15 protein-coding genes are annotated in these 19,237 nt (G+C 71.9%); 5 read left to right on the top strand and 10 right to left on the bottom strand.

Translation table 11 applies throughout. The features are described 5' to 3' along the window. Positions 1–69 precede the first annotated feature (69 nt). Positions 70–900, top strand: coding sequence for an alpha/beta hydrolase (locus OG432_RS02090; RefSeq protein WP_328307097.1), 831 nt, complete (start codon positions 70–72; stop codon positions 898–900). 92 nt (positions 901–992) lie between these two features. Here OG432_RS02090 and OG432_RS02085 read toward each other — a convergent pair whose 3' ends face one another. The 3 genes from OG432_RS02085 to OG432_RS02075 form a co-directional block, all read right to left on the bottom strand. Beyond that, positions 993–1,811, bottom strand: a complete 819-nt coding sequence (locus OG432_RS02085; RefSeq protein ID WP_443058540.1) for an SAM-dependent methyltransferase — start codon at positions 1,809–1,811, stop codon at positions 993–995. Positions 1,812–1,985: 174 nt separating this feature from the next. Continuing rightward, complete coding sequence (locus OG432_RS02080; protein WP_328307095.1) at positions 1,986–2,459, bottom strand: hypothetical protein; 474 nt, start codon at positions 2,457–2,459, stop codon at positions 1,986–1,988. 264 nt (positions 2,460–2,723) lie between these two features. Continuing rightward, positions 2,724–2,981 carry a hypothetical protein gene (locus OG432_RS02075; RefSeq protein WP_328307093.1) on the bottom strand — a complete coding sequence of 86 codons (258 nt, stop codon included), beginning with the start codon at positions 2,979–2,981 and terminating at the stop codon, positions 2,724–2,726. A gap of 535 nt (positions 2,982–3,516) precedes the next feature. On the opposite strand from OG432_RS02075, the gene OG432_RS02070 reads away from it, so the two are divergent. After that, the gene (locus OG432_RS02070; protein WP_328307091.1) at positions 3,517–3,870 is read left to right on the top strand and encodes a VOC family protein; all 354 of its coding nucleotides are present in this window, start codon (positions 3,517–3,519) and stop codon (positions 3,868–3,870) included. A 57-nt stretch (positions 3,871–3,927) separates the two neighbouring features. On the opposite strand, the gene OG432_RS02065 is transcribed toward OG432_RS02070, so the two are convergent. The 4 genes from OG432_RS02065 to OG432_RS02050 all read right to left on the bottom strand — a co-directional run bounded on the left by OG432_RS02065 (position 3,928) and on the right by OG432_RS02050 (position 11,126). Continuing rightward, on the bottom strand, positions 3,928–5,781 hold the full coding sequence (locus tag OG432_RS02065; RefSeq protein ID WP_328307089.1) for an FAD-dependent monooxygenase: 1,854 nt from the start codon (positions 5,779–5,781) through the stop codon (positions 3,928–3,930). Between the two features lie 211 nt (positions 5,782–5,992). Next, positions 5,993–7,138, bottom strand: a complete 1,146-nt coding sequence (gene meaB / locus OG432_RS02060; RefSeq protein WP_328307087.1) for a methylmalonyl Co-A mutase-associated GTPase MeaB — start codon at positions 7,136–7,138, stop codon at positions 5,993–5,995. Continuing rightward, on the bottom strand, positions 7,135–9,309 hold the full coding sequence (scpA, locus tag OG432_RS02055; RefSeq protein ID WP_328307085.1) for a methylmalonyl-CoA mutase: 2,175 nt from the start codon (positions 9,307–9,309) through the stop codon (positions 7,135–7,137). Before scpA ends, meaB begins: the two co-directional genes overlap by 4 nt. Beyond that, on the bottom strand, positions 9,309–11,126 hold the full coding sequence (locus tag OG432_RS02050; protein ID WP_328307083.1) for a methylmalonyl-CoA mutase family protein: 1,818 nt from the start codon (positions 11,124–11,126) through the stop codon (positions 9,309–9,311). Before OG432_RS02050 ends, scpA begins: the two co-directional genes overlap by 1 nt. A gap of 190 nt (positions 11,127–11,316) precedes the next feature. Here OG432_RS02050 and OG432_RS02045 point away from each other — a divergent pair, with 190 nt between their 5' ends. Both OG432_RS02045 and OG432_RS02040 read left to right on the top strand, forming a co-directional pair. Further along, positions 11,317–12,222 carry an alpha/beta fold hydrolase gene (locus OG432_RS02045; RefSeq protein WP_328307080.1) on the top strand — a complete coding sequence of 302 codons (906 nt, stop codon included), beginning with the start codon at positions 11,317–11,319 and terminating at the stop codon, positions 12,220–12,222. Between the two features lie 173 nt (positions 12,223–12,395). Beyond that, positions 12,396–13,547 (top strand): hypothetical protein, encoded by a 1,152-nt coding sequence (locus OG432_RS02040; RefSeq protein WP_328307078.1) that lies wholly within the window; start codon positions 12,396–12,398, stop codon positions 13,545–13,547. A gap of 24 nt (positions 13,548–13,571) precedes the next feature. On the opposite strand, the gene OG432_RS02035 is transcribed toward OG432_RS02040, so the two are convergent. Continuing rightward, the gene (locus tag OG432_RS02035; RefSeq protein WP_328307076.1) at positions 13,572–14,474 is read right to left on the bottom strand and encodes a LysR family transcriptional regulator; all 903 of its coding nucleotides are present in this window, start codon (positions 14,472–14,474) and stop codon (positions 13,572–13,574) included. A gap of 164 nt (positions 14,475–14,638) precedes the next feature. Between OG432_RS02035 and OG432_RS02030 the strand changes: the two genes are divergently transcribed. After that, entirely contained in the window at positions 14,639–15,493 is an 855-nt protein-coding gene (locus tag OG432_RS02030; RefSeq protein ID WP_328307074.1) for an alpha/beta fold hydrolase, read from the top strand. 50 nt (positions 15,494–15,543) lie between these two features. Here the strand turns inward: OG432_RS02030 and OG432_RS02025 are convergent, their stop codons facing one another. Then, positions 15,544–18,339 carry a molybdopterin-dependent oxidoreductase gene (locus OG432_RS02025; protein WP_328307072.1) on the bottom strand — a complete coding sequence of 932 codons (2,796 nt, stop codon included), beginning with the start codon at positions 18,337–18,339 and terminating at the stop codon, positions 15,544–15,546. Further along, on the bottom strand, positions 18,336–19,169 hold the full coding sequence (locus tag OG432_RS02020) for an FAD binding domain-containing protein (RefSeq protein ID WP_328307070.1): 834 nt from the start codon (positions 19,167–19,169) through the stop codon (positions 18,336–18,338). The genes OG432_RS02025 and OG432_RS02020 overlap by 4 nt, the downstream gene beginning before the upstream one ends. Positions 19,170–19,237 lie beyond the last annotated feature (68 nt).

Below are 19,237 nucleotides of genomic sequence, written 5' to 3'. Positions count from 1 at the left end.
CGGCCGGCGACTGACATAGGTGTCGCCGGGAGCGCCTCGACACCAAGGCACTCCCGAAAGGCGCCACTCATGCACTCTCTTCAGTTCACCGCCGAAACGTCGTCGAACGGCGTGGTCGCCCGCGACTTCACCGTGGGCGGCACACCGGGCACACCGGGTACGCCGAAGATCTCCGGCATCCCCGGCGTCCTTTGGTCGCCGGCCCCCGATTCGCTCCCCGATGCGGCCACCTCCGGTCCGGCCGGCCGGGCGCCCCTGGTCCTGATGGCCCATGGCGGCGGCAACCACAAGAAACACCCGGCGATGTCCGGCCGCGCCCAGCGCCTCGTGACCGGCTGTGGGTTCCACGTCGCCGTCATCGACGCGCCCGGTCATGGCGACCGGCCGCGCACGGCGCACGACGAGGCGGAGATCGCCGAACTCTTCCGGGCGAGGGCGGCGGGCGAGCCGGAAGGCCCGATCGTCGTGCGCTACAACGACCACCTGGCGGAGCTAGCCGTGCCCGAATACCGGGCGACCCTGGACGCGCTCCAGTCACTCGCGGAGATCGGAGCAGAGGGGCCGGTCGGCTTCTGGGGCATCAACATGGGCACCGCGATCGGCGTCCCGTTCGTGGCGGTCGAACCCAGGATCACCGCGGCGGTCTTCGGTCAGCACTGGCCCGATGCCCTGGCCGAGAAGGCGAAGCGGATCACCATCCCGATCGAGTTCGACATGCAGTGGGACGACGAACACATCTCGCGCGAGGAGAGTCTCGCCCTGTTCGACGCCTTCGCCTCGAAGGAGAAGTCGCTGCATGTGAACGCGGGCCGTCACAAGGAGCTGCCTCGCTTCGAGGCCGACAGCGCGGTCCGTTTCTTCGCCCGGCACCTCGGCGGGGTGGCCACCGCAGCGGCCTGACATGACCTGACATGAGCGGTCGCGGCGTCCGGCTTTCCGGCCGGGCGCCGCGGCCCGACCCCGCCGGCCGGACGGGACTCTGCAGACACGACCTAGGCCCGTACGACCTTGCCGATGCCCCCGTACTCGATCCATTCCTGAGTGGCCTGACGCGGTGCGATGTCGGTGTCCGGGTACCAGGTGGACACCTCGACTGGCTCGTCGGCCCTCTGCAGGGCGAGGCCGTCGAAGTAGCGCCCGACCTCCGCGGTGGAGCGCACCCGCCCCCATGTGTCGCCGGTGGTCTGGCGCATGAACTCCGTTACGCTGTCGCGTAGTTGGGCGTTGTCGCTGGTGAGCTGGGAGATGACGAGGAAGCTGCCGTCGGGCAGGCGGTCGGCGACGTCCTTGACCAGCTGCCAGGGATCGTCGTCGTCCGGGATGCAGTGCAGGACGGACACGAACAGCGCGGCCACCGGCTCACCGTCCTCAAGGAGGCGGCGCACCTCGGGGCGCTCGAAGTTCGCGTCGACGTCACGCATGTCGGCTTCGATGACGGCGGTGGTCTTCAGGTCCTCGGCGAGCATGAGGCGGCCGTGGGCGTGCACGAGCGGGTCGTTGTCGATGTAGACGACCTGGGCGCCCGGCTGGGTCTCCTGGGCGACCTGGTGGACATTGGGGCGGGTGGGCAGCCCGGATCCGTGGTCGAGGAAGCGGCGGATGCCGCACTCCTGGGCGAGGTAGCGCACCGACCGGACGAGGAAGGCCCGGTTGATGAGTGCCAACTCCCGCGTGCTCGGCGCCATTTCGAGCAGCTTCCGGCATGCGGCCCGGTCCGATGCGTAGTTGTCGGTCCCGTCGATGAGGAAGTCGTACATGCGCGCCACGCTGGGCGTGCTGACGTCGATGGAAATGGCTCTCTCCCTCTTCAGGCGCGGTCCTGTCCAACCGGGCCGCGCTCACCGCCGGTTGACAGGAGAGCCATGCTAGGAGCGGCGGCGTGCGCCGACCAGTGCGCTCGGGGGTGACACGGGTGCACGGGGGAGCAAACCAGACGCCGTGGAACATGGAGCGAGCGGAACCGGCACGCGCCCGGCCAAGATCGCTCACTCCCCCTCGCCGGAGGCCCCTGCGGGTGCGGGGATGCCCGTACGGGAGGTGAGGAGGCTGATCGCGCCGCCGAGGCGGACGGTGAACTCCGCCAGGTCCAACCCCATCACGGCCGCCGCCTCGGCCGCGGGCAGCCCCAGCCGGTAGCGGAGCACCAGCATGTCCGTCTCGGCCGGCCCCAACATCCCTGCCAGGGACGGCTTGTGCGCCCGCGCCGCTATCCGTGAGCTGACCAGGGACCAGCAGGCCGCGGCCGGTGACGCCTCCCGCAGGACGAGGTGCCACCGGGCGGCGACGCCTTCCAGAGCGGTGCGGACGGTGAGGTCCGCCGCCTCGACGCTGTTCAGGCGGACCCGGGCGTAGCGCAGGTAGACGCCCCGGTACCGCGTGCAGAACGCGTCGTAGGCGATCTGCTGCGCGTTCGACGCCCGGGGCGGCGGGCCGCCCGGACCCTCGGGTCCGCGGGGCACGGTGTCACGGCGTCCGGAAGGCGGGCGGTGTAAGTGGCCCGATGGCATCGGGGCTCCTCGCGTCAGCGGCGGGAAGGGTGAGCAACCGGTGGGGGCGGCCCGCCGGGCGGCTCTCGCACGATGACGGCGCACGTGACCACATGGTGAGGTCACCATCACCGCACAAGGACGGCACATTGACCGAAATCCGCGGGGTGGGGCATACCGCGCCGACCCGGCGGCCGGAGTGGGGACTCGGCAGCCCGGGGTCGGCGCGCGGGCGTCCTACAGACGTGTGACGCGCAGATAGGTGACCATCGTCCGGTCGGCCCAGGCCATCGGCGCGGCCATCATCAGAGCCTCCGGTGGCAGCCCCTTCCACACCACTCCCGCAACCGTCGCGGTCACCAGGACCGAGGCCCAGCGGGCCGTGACGGCGAGGATGGCGACCACGGCGGTTTGGGCGATCGCATGCAGCGGAATGCTAAGGTCGGGCCGCTCCGGAAGCAGCGGGGCGAACTTCCGGTAGACGCGTTCAAGCACGTCGTCCTCCTAGAGATGGAACCGTGGGAGCGGACGCGTCAGGGCTTCGAGTCAGGCGACCAACCCCTCGAAGCCCTTACTCATGTCCGGGCACCGAACACAATCAGCACCGCGCCCGCCCCGCCATCCCGGGAAATCCCTGAAATCGGAACGCCAGCTGCCACATCACCTCCGCCCCACCGCCCCGCGCCGCCACAGAGCTGTCACTGGTGCTCGGCAAGGGAGCGTGATGGATCAGGAGTTGGTCATCTACGGTCAGGAGCGGTCGTGGTGGCCGGTGGCGCGGGCGGCGCCGCTTTCAGACCGGTCCTTGCGCGCACACCCCCAAGCAACCCGAACGTATGAACATAGGAACATCGACACCAAACACGCCCGCAATTTCATGAGGGGAGTGAGGGAGAGGGGGAGTGGGGGAGTGGGGGCCGAGGCTCTCCGGAGCGGGTTGTATAGCGTGAGCCGTCCGCATGCCTCACGCTCACCCGCGGGCTACCGTCCCTGCGCACGCCCACGTTTCTCACGGACCATGGAGTGGCTCATGCACGTTCGCCGGATCGTTCCCAACTTCCAGTCCGAGGGGCAGGCCCTCGCCGAGAGTTCCGATTTCTACGGTGTGCTCGGCTTCGAGGAAGTGATGAACCACGGATGGATCGTCACGCTCGCTTCCACGGACAATCCTGCCGTGCAGCTCAGCCTGATGAGCAAGGACCAGACGGCCCCCGTGGCGCCGGATGTGAGCATCGAGGTCGATGACGTGGACGCCGTGCACCGGGCGATGGTCGAGCGCGGCGCCGAGATCGTCCATCCGCTGACGGACGAGGAGTGGGGCGTGCGCCGGTTCTTCGTGCGCGACCCGAACGGCCGCGTGATCAATGTGCTCAGCCACCGGTAGCGGGTTCCGAGCGGTGTGTTCGCCCCATGACCGCAGGCCACACCTCGGACGAGCGCGCTATGCGGGGATCGAGAGCGTTCCGAGGTATCCGTCCAGGGCGGCCCCGGTGTCGGACAGCGGGAACCGGGCGCCCAGCTGCCCGTCCGGACGGACAACGAATCCGGTGGGGCCCTCCGGGCGGTAGATCCGTGCGAACTCGCCTGCCGCGTCCAGATATCCCGGAACCGTCAGGCGGGAGAGGTCCGACAGGGCCGGCGCGGTGCCGGAGGCGGCGGGGTTCTGAGCGACGATGGCGACGATGCGAGGTGCGGTCCGTGTCCGGGGCGCCCCTCGCGCTCCGTCGCCCGCGGGGGACGGGCCTGCCATCGGGCCAGCCGGAACGGCCGGGCCTGCCGCGGCGAGGGGGACCGCCGTGACAGCCATGGCCGCCGCGGCGGCTTCGGCGGCCTCGCGCGGGGTGGCCATGTCGGCGGGGTCGCTCAGGTACAGAAGCACGACGTGCCCCGGGCACCCGCGCAGGATGTCGAGCAGTCGCAGCCGGTACGCGGCCAGGGGCGGCGCGGTCAGGCCGGCGCAGTCCGGGGCACGGTCGCCGGGCTGCGGCGCGTCGTCGGGCCCGTACGGCTTCGTGGCGAGCGGGCCGTCACGGTAGCCGACCAGCAACTGGGCCTCGCGCACGGCCTGGAACGTCGGTTTGTCGTGGGCGTCGGCGTGGCCGCCGTCCGCGGAGTGCCGGACGGTCGTCCGGCCCACGACCTCCTCGCCGACCGGACGCCGCTCGGCGTCGTAGCTGGTGAGCAGGGCCGGGCCCGCCGTCCCCCGGACGACGAGGGCGATCTTCCAGGCCAGGTTGCAGGCGTCCTGGATGCCGGTGTTCATGCCTTGGGCGCCGGTGGGCGGGTGGATGTGGGCCGCGTCGCCCGCGACGAAGACACGTCCCTCGCCGTAGCGGTCGACGATCCGGTGGCTGATGCGGAACACCGAGGACCAGCGCATGTCGGAAAGGGTCGCCGTGGTCGGCGCCAGCCGGTCGACGACGGCCCGGATGTCGGACAACTCCGGCGTCCTGCCGCCTCCCAGACCGTGCGCCACCTGGTCGCCGGCGGGCACCGCGGCCGTCCCCCGCGTCGCGCCCGAGACGCTCCGGGCGGCGGCGGGCGGCGGTGCTGACTCGCGGCCGGCGAGTTCGGCCGAGAACCCGGGGGGAGTGAGCATCGACAAGCGGTATCGGCTCGCGCCGGGCAGCGGAACGCACACCAGTGTGTCCTCGACGGAGCCGTCGGCGGCGCGCCGGGTGGAGCGCACGCTGTGGCCGCGCGGCATGTCCCAGTCCACTTCGACGTCCGCCAGCATGAACTCCTGGGGGAACGCCCCTCCCTCGAACGAGAGCCCCAGCCCCTTGCGCACGGTGCTGTGCGCACCGTCGCACCCTATGAGATAGCCGACCCTGAGCTCCTCATCCGACCCGGAGGCGGTGGTCAGGCGCGCGGTCACGCCGTCCGCGTCCTGCTCGAAGGACGTGAGTTCCGTGCCCCGCTCAACGGCGGTGCCGAGGCCCGCGAGGTACTCCTCCAAGAGGCGTTCGGTCTCGTACTGGGGCAACGCGGCGAATCCGTAAGGGACTTCGGGCGGCAGCTCCAGGACGATGCGCGCCTGCTCGACGCCGTTGACGTACGCCAACTGGCCGCGCAGCGGGACGGAGGCCTCCAGGATGTCGCGGACCAGACCCATCCGGTCCCAGATCTCCAGTGTGCGTGGCTGGATGCCCACGGCTTTGGCGTAGGGGAGCCGGGCCGGCAGGCGGTCGATGACGCGGCCGCGCACTCCGTGCCGGGCGAGCTCGGCCGCCGCGCTCAGACCGACGGGTCCTGAGCCCACGATCAGGACGTCGGTGGTGTCGGTGTGTGCCACGGGTACCTCCCGGCCCTCGGGCCCCCGGACGCGATCCGCCTTCCATTGTCGCCCCGTCCCGGGAGACCGTCGAGGCGAGCCGGGCGAGGCCCGGCACGGGCCCTGAACACGGGGGCCGGTCACGCCCCCCATCCCGGCCCCGGCCCGGTACTGCGGCGGGTGGCGGGTGGTGGAGGGGATAGCGGCGGCGGGCGGGCAGCGACGGCAGATGTCAGCCCTGCCGGCCCAGACCCCGACCATCTCCCCGACCCCGACCATCTCCCTGGGGCTGCCCTTCCCCCTGCCGCTGCCCCTCACCCGGGCCCTCACCCGGTCCCTCACCCGGGCCCTCACCCGGGCCCTCACCCGGGCCCTCACCCGGTCCCTGGCCGTCGCTCCGCCCCTCGCCCCCGAACAGTGCCAAGATCCGCTCCGCGGCCAGCGTGGCCGTCAACTCGCCCTCTCTCACCCGCTGTTCGAGAGCGGGAGCCTGGGCGCGCACCTCGGGGTCGGAGCGCAGGCGGCCGAGGAGCTCGTCGCGCACCATCGTCCATGTCCAGTCGACCTGTTGGTCGCGGCGTTTGGCGGCGAGGCGGCCCGTGGAGTCGAGCAGGGCGCGGTGCTGTTCGAGGCGTTCCCACACGGCGTCGAGCCCCGTGGACTCGCGCGCGCTGCAGCTCAGTACGGGCGGCGCCCAGAACGCGTCCGGGCCGTGCATCAGGCGCAGCGCCCCCGCCAACTCCCGCGCGGCAGACTGCGCGTCGCGCTCGTGGGGGCCGTCCGCCTTGTTGACTGCGATCACGTCGGCCAGTTCGAGCACGCCCTTCTTGATGCCCTGGAGCTGGTCGCCGGTGCGGGCCAGCGTCAGGAGCAGGAAGGAGTCCACCATGTTCGCGACCGCGGTCTCCGACTGGCCGACGCCGACCGTCTCCACCAGGACGACGTCATAGCCCGCGGCCTCCATCACCACGATCGACTCGCGCGTCGCCTTGGCGACCCCGCCGAGCGTGCCCGCGGTGGGGGAGGGGCGCACGAACGAAGCCGGGTCGACCGCCAGCCGCTCCATCCGGGTCTTGTCCCCCAGGATCGAGCCGCCCGTACGGCTGGAGGACGGGTCCACCGCGAGCACCGCCACCCGGTGCCCGGCCGCGGTGAGCCGGGTACCGAACGCGTCGATGAACGTCGACTTGCCGACACCCGGAACGCCGCTCACCCCGATCCGCCGTGCCTTGCCGCTGTGCGGCAGCAGCGCGGTCAGCAGCTCCTGGGCCGGCGCGCGGTGGCGCGGGTGCGTGGACTCGACGAGCGTGATCGCGCGCGCGACGAGCGCCCGCTTCCCGGCGAGCACACCCTTCACATACGCGTCGACATCGATCACAGGTCGTGCCCGAGATCCGCCGCGAGCCGCCGCACCAGGTCGTGGGCCGCGTCCGGGATCACCGTGCCGGGCGGGAACACGGCCGCGGCGCCCATGTCGAGCAGCGTCGGGACGTCCTGCGGCGGGATCACACCACCCACCACGACCATGATGTCCTCGCGCCCCTCCGCGGCGAGCTGTTCGCGCAGCGCCGGTACGAGGGTGAGGTGCCCGGCCGCCAGGGAGGAGACCCCGACGATGTGGACGTCCGCCTCGACGGCCTGCCGGGCGACCTCGGCGGGCGTCTGGAACAGCGGGCCGACGTCCACGTCGAAGCCGAGGTCGGCGAAGGCCGTGGCGATCACCTTCTGGCCGCGGTCGTGACCGTCCTGCCCCATCTTGGCGACGAGAATGCGCGGACGGCGCCCCTCGGACTCCTCGAAGTCGGAGACCAGGGTGCGGGTGCGCTCCACGGAGGGGGACTCGCCTGCTTCGTTGCGGTACACACCGGAAATGGTACGGATCTGGCTCGCGTGGCGGCCGTACACCTTCTCCAGGGCGTCGGAGATCTCGCCGACGGTGGCCATGGCGCGGGCCGCGTTCACGGCCAGCTCCAGGAGGTTGCCCTCGCCGCCGGCCGCCCGGGTGAGTGCGTCAAGCGCGTCCTGGCAGGCCCGCCCGTCGCGCTCGGCCCGCAGCCGGCGCAGCTTCTCGATCTGCTGGGTGCGCACGGAGGAGTTGTCGACGGCGCGGACGTCGATCTGCTCGTCGCTCTCCACGCGGTACTTGTTGACGCCGATGACCGGCTGGCGCCCGGAGTCGATGCGCGCCTGGGTGCGGGCCGCGGCCTCCTCGATACGGAGCTTGGGGATCCCCGCGTCGATGGCCTTGGCCATGCCGCCCGCCCGCTCGACCTCCTCGATGTGCTGCCAGGCGCGGCGGGCGAGGTCGTTGGTGAGCTTCTCGACGTAGGCGCTGCCGCCCCACGGGTCGATGACCCGGGTCGTGCCCGACTCCTGCTGGAGCAGCAGCTGGGTGTTGCGCGCGATGCGCGCCGAGAAGTCGGTGGGCAGCGCGAGCGCCTCGTCGAGGGCGTTGGTGTGCAGCGACTGGGTGTGGCCCTGCGTCGCGGCCATCGCCTCCACACACGTACGCGTCACGTTGTTGAACACGTCCTGCGCGGTCAGCGACCAGCCGGACGTCTGCGAATGGGTGCGCAGGGACAGCGACTTGGTGTTCTGCGGCTCGAACTGCTTGACCAGCTTCGCCCACAGCAGCCGGGCGGCCCGCAGCTTGGCCACCTCCATGAAGAAGTTCATGCCGATGGCCCAGAAGAACGACAGCCGGGGTGCGAACGCGTCCACGTCCAGTCCCGCCTCGCGCCCCGCCCGGATGTACTCCACGCCGTCCGCGAGCGTGTACGCCAGCTCCAAGTCGGCCGTGGCACCCGCCTCTTGGATGTGGTAGCCGGAGATGGAGATCGAGTTGTAGCGGGGCATCCGCTGCGAGGTGTAGGCGAAGATGTCGGAGATGATCCGCATCGACGGCTTCGGCGGATAGATGTAGGTGTTGCGGACCATGAACTCCTTGAGGATGTCGTTCTGGATGGTCCCCGCGAGCTTCTCGGGCGCCACCCCCTGCTCCTCCGCCGCCACGATGTACAGCGCGAGCACCGGCAGCACGGCGCCGTTCATCGTCATCGACACGGTCATCTTGTCCAGCGGGATGCCGTCGAAGAGCTGCCGCATGTCGTAGATGGAGTCGATGGCCACGCCCGCCATGCCGACGTCACCGGTCACCCGGGGGTGGTCGCTGTCGTAGCCGCGATGGGTGGGCAGGTCGAAGGCGACCGACAGGCCCTTCTGGCCGGCCGCGAGGTTGCGGCGGTAGAAGGCGTTGGACTCCTCGGCGGTCGAGAACCCCGCGTACTGGCGGATCGTCCAGGGCTGGTTGACGTACATCGTCGGGTACGGGCCGCGCAGATACGGGGCGACACCGGGGTAGGTGTCGAGGAAGTCCAGGCCCTGAAGGTCACGGCCGGTGTAGAGCGGCTTGACCGCGATGCCCTCGGGCGTCTCCCACAGCGGTACGTCGCCGCCGGCCGCGGCCCGCGCGGCGTCGCTCCACGCCTCGGCGTCGCCGTCCGGGGCCGGGGTTCCCAGCTCGATGCCGGAGAAGTCGGGGATTCCCATCAGGACACTCCCATGCGGTCGAGGGTGGCGGTGAGCACGGCGACGGCGTCGCAGCCCGCGAAGACGTAGGAGTCGACACCGGTGTACTGGCCGGGGAGGCCGGCGAGGACGACGTGCCGCGCCCCTGCTTCGGCGAGGGACCGGGCGCTGTCCTCGGCCTGTTCCTCGTACACCGCGTCGCTGGAGCACAGACAGGCCTCCGACGCACCGCTCTGCTCGAACGTGCCCTCGGTGACGGCCTCGATGCCGCCCGCCTGGAAGAGGTTGGCCGCGAAGCCGGCCCGCCCGGTGTGGACGGCGGCCGGGCCGAGGGTCGCGAGGAAGATCTTCGGACGGGAACCCGTCGCCGCCAGGTGGGCGTCGGAGCGGGCACGCAGCGCCTCGAACGCTTCGTCGCGCCGCACGCGGGGCAGCCCGCCCGACGGACGCGGGGGCAGGGGCCCGCGCTCCACCGGGCGCTCCGCGAGATGCGGGAACTCGCTGACCCCGGTGATGGGTTCACGGCGCTCGGCAAGGCGCGTGGCGCGCTCGCGCCAGGTGTCCGCGAGATCCTGACCCAGGCGGCCCGAGCGAAGGACGGCCGCCTGGCCGCCCTGCCCTTCGAGTCGGCGGAAGAACTCCCAGCCGGCGTGGGCGAGTTCATCGGTCAGCCGCTCCACGTACCAGGAACCGCCCGCGGGGTCGATCACCCGGGACAGGTGCGACTCCTCGATGAGGATCGTCGAGGTGTTGCGGGCGATGCGCCGCGCGAAGGCGTCCGGAAGGCCGAGGGCGTGGTCGAAGGGGAGCACGGTGACGGCGTCGGCGCCGCCCACCCCGGCCGCCAGGGTGGCGAGCGTGGTGCGCAGCATGTTCACCCAGGGGTCCCGGCGCGACATCATCACCGGCGATGTCACGACGTGTTGCACCTGCGCCCCGGCCCGCGGCTCCCCGCACACCTCGGCGACCCGAGCCCACAGCCGGCGCGCCGCCCGCAGCTTGGCGATGGTCAGGAACTGGTCGGCGCTCGCCGCGTACCTGAACTCCAGCTGTGCGCATGCCTGCTGGACGCTCAGCCCGGCGTCGGTGAGCTCGCGCAGGTAGGCCACGCCCGTCGAGAGGGACGCGCCCAGCTCCTGTGCGGCCGAACCGCCGGCCTCGTGATAGGGCAGCGCGTCCACCGTCAGCGCGCGCAGCCCCGGGTACGCGTCGGCGCACCGCCGGGCGAGCGCCGCGGCGGGCCCGAAGTCCAACTCCTCGCCCGTGCGCGCCCGGTGACCCAGCGGGTCGGCCCCGAGGCTGCCGCGTGCCGCCTCCTTGGCGACACCCCGCTCCTCGTACAGCCGGAACAACTCCTGTGCGGCGGCCTCGACATCGCGTCCCGCGTCGAGGACGACGGGCGCCAGGTCGAGATACACCCCGTCGAGGACCCGGCCGAGCGAGGACACGGGGAAGCCGCCCTCACCGAGGACGAGCCACAGCGAGGTGACGCCGTTCTCCAGGTCCGCGAGCACCGTGGCGGCATCACCCACCGTGTGCCGCTGGCGCACGTCCCAGCCGCCCGCGGTGTTGCCCTCGGCGCGGGAACCTCGCACGAAGGGAGCGAAACCGGGGAAACCGGAGGAAGCGGCGTCGGGCGCGGTGGTGTGCGCGGTGTACAGGGGCCGGGTGCGCAACCCGTCCTCCAGCGCGGTGGACAGGGCGTCCTCCGCTGCCACGCCGGAAGCTTCCTTGCCCGACTTGCGCAGGACACCGGCCACGAGGCCGTGCCACTGTTCAAGGGTCGCGTCAGGGAACTCGGCGGCCAGAGAGAGCCCGTCGTCAGGCAGGACCGTCATGCTCGGATGCTAGGGCAGTTCGACAAAGGAGCAGCAGAGGGATCGGCTGTGACCTTGACCTCTTTGGCGCCGTGACCTCGGGGTCTGTGGTTGCGCCGGCGATCCGGGGCCGCCGGCGCACGAACCGCCGCAGGCCCTCCTGCCTAGGCTTTCACCCTGGATGACAACCGCGCTGCATGGAGGGGGAGTTGTGAGCAATGCCGTGGTGAGGGCGATTGAGGGGCTCGTGCCGGGGGGTGCGGCGGGTGGTGAGCTGCCGCGTGGGGGGCGCGTCCTGCGGTGGGTCGAGGCGGGTGGGGGGCCCGTCACCGTGGTGCTGGACGCGGCGTGCGGTACATCGGCGCTGACCTGGGCGCCGATCATGCCCGCGGTGGCCGAGCGCGCACGGGTCGTGGCCTATGACCGTGCCGGGCTCGGCATGAGCGACCCGGCGGCGCCGCTGACCGCCGCGACCGCGGTGGAGGACCTCATCGCGTTGCTGACCCATATAGGGCGGGGGCCCTGTGTGCTGGTCGGCAACAGTTGGGGCGGTCTGCTCGCGCAGTGGGTGGCATGGGCGGCGCCGGAGCTGGTGGCGGGGCTCGTCCTCGTCGATCCGGCCCACGAGGAGTTCCAGCCCCGCGTGCTGTGCTGGGCGGACGGGGCTTTCGCGCACCTCGCCGTCGCGCGGCACGTACTGGGGGCCGCCGAGCGCTCACTGCGCGAGAACGCGGCAAGGGCCGCGGTGAGGGTGAGTGACGACCCGCAGGTCCAAGAGCTGCTCATCCGTGCGGAACTGGACTGCCATGCGCATCGGCACCAGGCGCGCGCGGCGGCCGTCGAGAACCGGATGACGCGCAAGCAGATGCCGGCCCTCCGGCGGCTGCGCGCGTCCTCCCGTCTGCCGGATGTTCCGGTAGTGGTCCTGAGCGCCACGCAGGGGCTGCCGAAGGGCATGCGGGCCCGGTGGACCTCGCTGCAGGCGGAGATCGCCGCTACGGCCGCGCAGGGCGAACACGTCGTCGTGGGTGACGCCGGTCACTTCATCCATGAGAGCCGGCCGGAGGCGGTCGCGAAGGCCGTGCTCGGTGTCGTCGAGCGAACAGGGCGAGGGTGAAACCCGGTCGCCCGCGCCGCTGCCCGCGCCGCTGCCCGGGGCGGGCGCGGCGGTCATTTCGGACTTCGGGGGAGCAAGGGCGGGAGTGACGTGGCCGGGGTCGGGGTACCGCGTTGCAACGGAGGGGCGAGCGACCATACTGGTCGGGCCCCGATCACCCACAGAACGAATCCATGGCCAAAAACAGCAGCTCCTCGACCACCGTCCCCGACACCGCGTGGCTGGGGCGCGGGCGCCACCTCGGGCCCGAGCCCGAGCTCGACGTCCGGCGCAACCTGATCGCCCTCCAGGCGGCCGGGGTGCTCGACGACTTCCTGGATCTCGACCCCGTCGAGGCGGCCCGCTCCACCGTCCTGCACCCGCTGGACGAGTCCGCCGACCCCGGCCCGTCGGCCCGGCGTGTCTTCGAGGCGCGCTGGCGGGTGGACGACGACGTCGTGGTGCGCGCTCAGCTCACCACCTACGACCCCGAGTCGCGGCGCAAGGACGGCGAGGGCGTCACCTGGGTCCTGGCCGCCGAGGCGGAACGCGCCTGGGACATGCACTGGCTCTCGCCCGCGACCATGTTCTGGCCCGACAGCGACCGCGTCGCCTGGGACCACGACACCGTCCCCGGTCTGCGCCTGCGCACCACGAACCACCTGCCGAAGGACGACGACGAGCTGCGCCACCGGCTGCGGGACTGCACCCGGCAGAGCTGGTTCATCCACGTCGTGGTGCACGAGGCGATGACTCCGGACGCCCAGGGGCAGCAGCCGATGTCGACGTTCCTGCCGCCGAGCCTGCGGCACCGCGTGATCGAGCACCGGGGCACGCCCGAGCAGGCGCAGATCGCCGACTTCGCGATGAAGCGCGAGCTGAACGTACGGATGCCGCGCGGCGGCGCCGTCGTCCTGCCCACCGCACCGCCGAGCCCCGGTTACGACGCGGATGCCTTCACGGTGCGCACCGTCTTCCTCGACGGATCGCATCCCACCGAACTCCTCGACAGGATCAAGGAGTTCGCGGCCCTGCCCCGCCCGCTCCCGGCCGACGCCGAGCGGGCCCTGACCCGGCTGCGCCAGGGCTGGCACCTGCTCACGCCCGACGAGGAACTGGTGCACGCGCAGGGCATGGTCACGAAGTACGCCGAGGCGCTCGACGCCATGACGAACTCGCGCGATCTGTACCGCGAAGCAGCCGAGGCGGCGCAGGCCGCGCTGGCCGAGACGAGCGGCGGCGACGGCGTCCTGAGGGCCCCGGTGCCACGGCCGGCGAAGGCGGACGGGTCGCCGCTGACCGCTCTCACCAAGGCGTTCGGCCGCTTCCGGGACCCCGGCAAGTAGACGCGCCGGCGGCGGCCGGGCGCGTCAGCGCGCCTGTCCCGCCGAGGTGTCGACGCGTCGGCAGGCGTCCAGGAGCGCGGTCAGGCGGCGCGACGGCGGGCCCGGAAGGACCGCCAGGTAGGTGCGGACGGACGGCGCGGGAGCGACGAACGGCCGGAACACGACACGGGCCCCCGGTTCGACGGCTGCCTGCGCCGCGTAGAACACCGTCCAGCTCGGCCGGCCCGAACCGACGGCGGCCAGCGCATCCTGGTCATGGCTGAAGGCCGGGCCGAGCGTGGGTTCGAACCCGGCGGCCCGGCAGGCTTCGACGACGGTGTCGTACAGATGGGGATTGTCCTGACGCGGTGTGATCCGCAGCGGGAGGCCGGCGAGGTCGGCGGCGTCGATCTCGTCCCGGGCCGCCAGGGGATGGGCGGCGGGGAGCGCCACGAGGAGCTCGTCTCTCCACAGGGGCAGGTGCTCCAGCTCGGGGCTGTGCTCCGCGCCGCGGATGAACGCGGCGTCCCAGACGCCCTCGCGTACCCGCCGCAGACGCAGGTCGGCCGGGGCACCGTGCAACTCCACGGAGAGGCCGGGTGCCCGCTCGCCGAGGACGGACAGCAGCGCGTCCAGACGGGAACCGAGCCCGATGTTGGTGCCCACGCGCAGCGTCGTCTCGGCGTCGCCCCGCAGGGCGTTCATCGCGTCGACCGCCGCCCGCTCGGCGCGGACCAGGGCGCGCGCACGGGGCAGGAAGGCGCGGCCGGCCGCCGTCAACGTCACCGTACGCGTGGTGCGGTCGAAGAGCGCGAGGCCGAACTCCCGCTCCAGACGCCGGATTTGCTGACTGACCGTGGGCTGGACGATGTGCAGGCGCTGCGCCGCGCGCCCGAAGTGCAGCTCCTCGGCGACCGCCACGAAGTAGTGCGCCTGTCTCAACTCCACCGCTCCCCGTCCCCCTTCACCATTCATCATTCATCACGATGTCTGATCAATACGATAGCGGATCGCGTCTTGGTCCGGCTTCGCCGCTGCGCTGGAATGAGGGACGTCAACGCAGGTCGGGGGCGGTCCCGGAGAGCGGGGCCCACCGAGAGAAGGAGCAGGGTATGGCATTCGCCACGGTGCGGGGCAACCGGCTGTCGTACGAGGATCACGGCGCCGGCCGCCCCTTGGTGTTCCTGCACGGCTGGGGGACCAGCGGCCGCGTGTGGGACGCGCAGGCCGCCGACCTCATGGCCGACCACCGGGTGATCACCCTCGACTGGCGGGGCTGCGGCCGCTCCGACCGGCCGGCCACCGGGTACACCATCGCCGAAGTCACCCGCGACGTACTGGAGTTCCTCGACGTCCTGGGCCTCGAACGGCCGGTGCTCATCGGCTCGTCGATCGCCGGCGCGTTCCTCGTGGAGGCGGCACTGGCCGCCCCGGACCGGCTCGGCGCCATCGTGCCGGTCGACGCCGGGGTGCACCACTTCCACGGGATGCCCGAACACACCGACCGTCTCCTGGCCGACCTGCGGACCGACCGGGCAGGCACCCTCGCCGGCGTCGTACCGCAGTGGCAGGACGGCGAACTGGTCCTCACCCTCGCCGTGGACCCGCGGACGAGGCTTCAGATGATCGCGCCGCAGGACATCGGGGCCATCGCGGCCGAGGCCTTCGACACCCCGGACGAATACCTGGGGCGTACCGTCGAGATCGCCGGGGACGAGCTGACCGGGCCGCAGATGGCCGGGGTCTTCGCCCGGGTGGCGGTCCGCCCCGTCCGCTTCGCCCCCACGCCGATCGAGCGGATCCGCGCCCACAGCGAGGAGATGGCCGCGATGTTCGACTGGTTCGACACCGTGGGCTTCCGGGCCGACGTGGAGGCCCTGCGCGCCCGGTACCCGCGCATGACCACGCTCGCGGACTGGGCCGGTGAGCACTGGTCGATGCCCGCGGAGCCGGGGGCTTCTTCCTGACGGGGGGCCGGGGCGGCCGGACGTATGGGCGGCCGCCCCGCACCCCGCGATCACGCGTCCGTCGCGACTCCGGTACGGGCGTGGCGGTCGAGCGCCAGCCAGACGCGGTCGCGGGTCACCGGCATCTCGGTGAACCGGACACCCGTCGCGTCCCGCAGCGCGTTGGCGAACGCGGGAGCCACCGGGTTGAAGGGGCTCTCGCTCATCGACTTGGCCCCCAGGGGGCCGATGGCGTCCGCGGTCTCCGTGAAGTGGACCTCCGTTCGGGGCACGTCGGCGAACTGCGGCAGGCGATAGCGGCGGAACGCGGCCGTGGTGACGGCGCCCCGCTCGTCGATGCGCACCGTTTCGAAGAGCGTCGCGCCGAGCGCCTGCGCGACCCCGCCCTCGACCTGGCCGCGGCACTGCATCGGGTTCATGACCTTGCCCGCGTCGGCGGCGTGCACGCTGCGCAGGATGCGGATCTCGCCGGTCGCGGGGTCGACCGCGAGGCGGAACCACTGGGCGTTGAAGGCGATCGAGCGTGGTGTGCCGCCGAAGTGGCCGTCCACGGAGAGCTCCTCCTCGGCGCCCGCCGCAAGGGCCGCCTCGTGCAGCTCCTTCAGGGTCACCACCCGGCCCGCGCAGTCGAAGGCCTCGGGCCCGAGCACGCACAGGTGCCGGGCCACGCCCGTGTGCCGGGCGGCGAAGGTCCGGAGCCGTTCGGCCAGCGAGGTGGCGGCGAGCAGGACGGCCTTTCCCGCCACGACCGTGCCCGCGGAGCCGAAGGCCCCGGTGTCGTGACGGACGACATCGGTATCGGACTGACGAACCGTCAGGCGGTCCACGGTGGTGTTCAGAGCGCCCGCGGTGATCTGCTTGTGCACGGTGGTGGTGCCGTTGCCGAACTCGGCGGTGCCCACGGCGATGTCGTAGGTGCCGTCGGACAGGAGGGTCACACGGGCATCGGCGTAGTGGCCGCCGGGCGGACTGGTGGCGATCATCGCCATCGCCGTGCCCTGCCCCACCAGCCACCCCTCGGGCGCCCGCTCGGCACTGTCGTCCTCGGCGATGGCCTTGCGCACCACCGCCAGGCACTGGTCGAGACCGTACGAGGCGATGTGCAGGTCTTCCTCCTCCTCGCCGATGGGGCTGTGCAGGTGCTCGCCGGGACCGATGATGTTCTTCTCGCGGATGACCAGCGGGTCCATGCCGAGCCGGTGGGCCAGTTCGTCCATCACCGATTCGACGGCGAACGTGACCTGCCCCAGGCCGTACCCGCGGAAGGCTCCCGACGGGACGACGTTCGTGTAGACGGAGTAGGCGTCCACCTTCTTGTGGGGTGCGCGGTAGACGGCGAACGACTCGCCCACGCTGTGGAACACCACGCCGGGACCGTGGTTGCCGTACGCGCCGGTGTTGGCGACCACACGCATCCGGATCGCGGTCAGGGTGCCGTCGGCGCGGGCGCCCATCTTGATCCCGATGGTGAAGGGGTGGCGGGTGGTCGCTCCGAAGAACTGCTCGGCGCGGGTGAACTCCAGCTTCACCGGACGGCGCAGTTTCAGCACGGCCAGCGTGACGATGTCCTCGGTCAGCATCTCCTGCTTGCCGCCGAAGCCGCCGCCCACCCGTCCCGCCACGACCCGGACCTCGTCCTCGGGCAGGTCGTACAGGGCGCACAGGGCGCGGCGCGTCAGGAACGGGGTCTGGGTGGAGGAGCGCACGGTCAGCCGCTCCCCGGTGCCGTCCTCCTTCGGCTCGAAGTAGGCGACGCAGCCGTGCGTCTCCAGGCTGGCGTGCTGGACGCGTTGCGTGCGGAAGGTGTCCTCGTAGACGACATCGGCGTCGGCGAAGCCGTCCTCCACGCAGCCGATCTCGCCGTGCACCTCGCCGGCGACGTTGTTCTCCACCCGGGCGATCCGCACCTCGGACCCCTTGCCCGCGTGGATGACGGGTGCGCCGGGGGCCATCGCCTCCTCGGGGTCGATGACGTACGGCAGTTGCTCGTAGACCACCTCGATGCGGCGGCAGCCCTCCTCCGCCGCCTGCTCGCTGTCCGCGACGACGGCGGCGACGCGCTGGCCCACGAAGCGCACGACGTCGTCCAGGACGCGCGTGTCGTCGGGGTCCTCGCCCGGGTGTTCGTGGCGGGCCGAGGAGTACAGGGTGGCGGGCGCGTCCCGGTGGGTGAGCACGGCGTGCACCCCGGGCACGCGCAGCGCCTCCGCGGTGTCGACGGAGAGGATCCGGGCGTGCGGGTGGGGCGAGCGCAGGAGCTTCATGTGGAGGAGGCCGGGCACCTCGACGTCGAAGGTGTAGCGGGCGGTGCCGGTCACGACCTGGGGGCCGGCCGGAGCGCCCAGGCTCTTGCCGACCGCCTTGCCCGCACACGGGCGTTCGGTGTGCCGTACCCCGCGCACCGAGTCCTCGATGGCGCGGTATCCGGTGCACCGGCAGATGTTGCCCTTGAACGCGCGGGGCAGATCCGCGAGCTTGCCGTCGTCGTGCGGGGTGCCCCGCTCGGCTTCGAGAGCGGCCGTGGTCATGAGGAACCCCGCGGTGCAGAAGCCGCACTGGAATCCCTGCGCTTCGAGGAACTTGCGCTGTACGGGGTGGAGTTCGCCCTCCGGCGAGGCGAGCCCCTCGACGGTCGTCACGCTGCGGCCCTCGGCCCGCACCGCGGGGTAGAGACAGCTGTGGACCGGCTCGCCGTCCACATGGACGGTGCACGCGCCGCAGTCGCCTCCGTCGCAGCCCTTCTTCACACCGAACCAGCCGCGCTCGCGCAGATAGGTGCGCAGACACTGGCCGGCCCGCGGCTCGGCGTCGAAGTGCTGCTTGTTGACCTCGATGTCGAAGCTCATCGCGCACCTCCTCCGCACAGCCGCGTCAGTTCCTGGCGGACTTCCTCCGCGAGGCGCAGCCCCATGTGCCGCCGCCACTCGGGCAGTCCGTGGATGTCGTCGTACCAGTCGTCGCCGCCGACGTGCGTCTCGATCGCCCGTTGCAGTTCGCCCCGGTCCGGAGGCAGCGGGAACCAGAAGCGGAACGGGCGCACGGTGGCCGCGCTGATCGTCACCGCCATCGACCCGTCCGCCGGGTCGAGCGTCCCGATGACCAGGGCGCCCGAGCGGCCGAGCCCGTAGAGCGACACCTGCCGGAACGCCGTGTGGCAGGCCAGGGCACGCGCCGGGAGGGTGACCGAGCGGAGCAGCTCGCCCTCGCCGAGATTCTTGATGCCGGCGCCGAGGATGAAGTCGACGACCTTCACGTCGCGTACGGCGCCCGCCTGCGACTGGAGCAGGCAGGTGCCGTCGAGTGCGGCGGCCAGCGAGATGATGGGTCCGGCCGGCAGCCCGTTGCACAGGTTGCCGCCCACGGTGGCCATGTTCCAGATCTTGAACGAGGCCAGGAAGGCGCGGCAGCACTGCTCGAAGAGGTGCGCGGACGCCACGGGCAGCGCCCGCCCGAACCGGTAGAGCTGGGCGATGGTGCACGTGGCCGCGATCTTCAGCGATCCGTCCGCGCCCACCGTCAGCGGATCCCAGCCCATCCGGCTCAGATCCACGAGCCGCCGCAGATGGGGCTGCGGCTCGGAGAACAGGTACGTGCCCCCGCCCAGCCACGCGTCCCCCGACTGCCAGGGTTCCCGCAGCCGCGCGTCCCGCACGTCCATCACGGTGTTCAGATCCATGTCTCTCCACGCCCTTCTACCACTGCGTCCAAGCCAGTGAAGCCCGCGAGGGGGCCGGAAACGACTGG

Origin of the sequence: Streptomyces sp. NBC_00442 (genome assembly GCF_036014195.1) — a bacterium.
Lineage (GTDB): Bacteria > Actinomycetota > Actinomycetes > Streptomycetales > Streptomycetaceae > Streptomyces.
The sequence above is the reverse complement of the archived record's forward strand: the minus strand, read 5'-3'. Positions and strand labels throughout refer to the sequence as shown.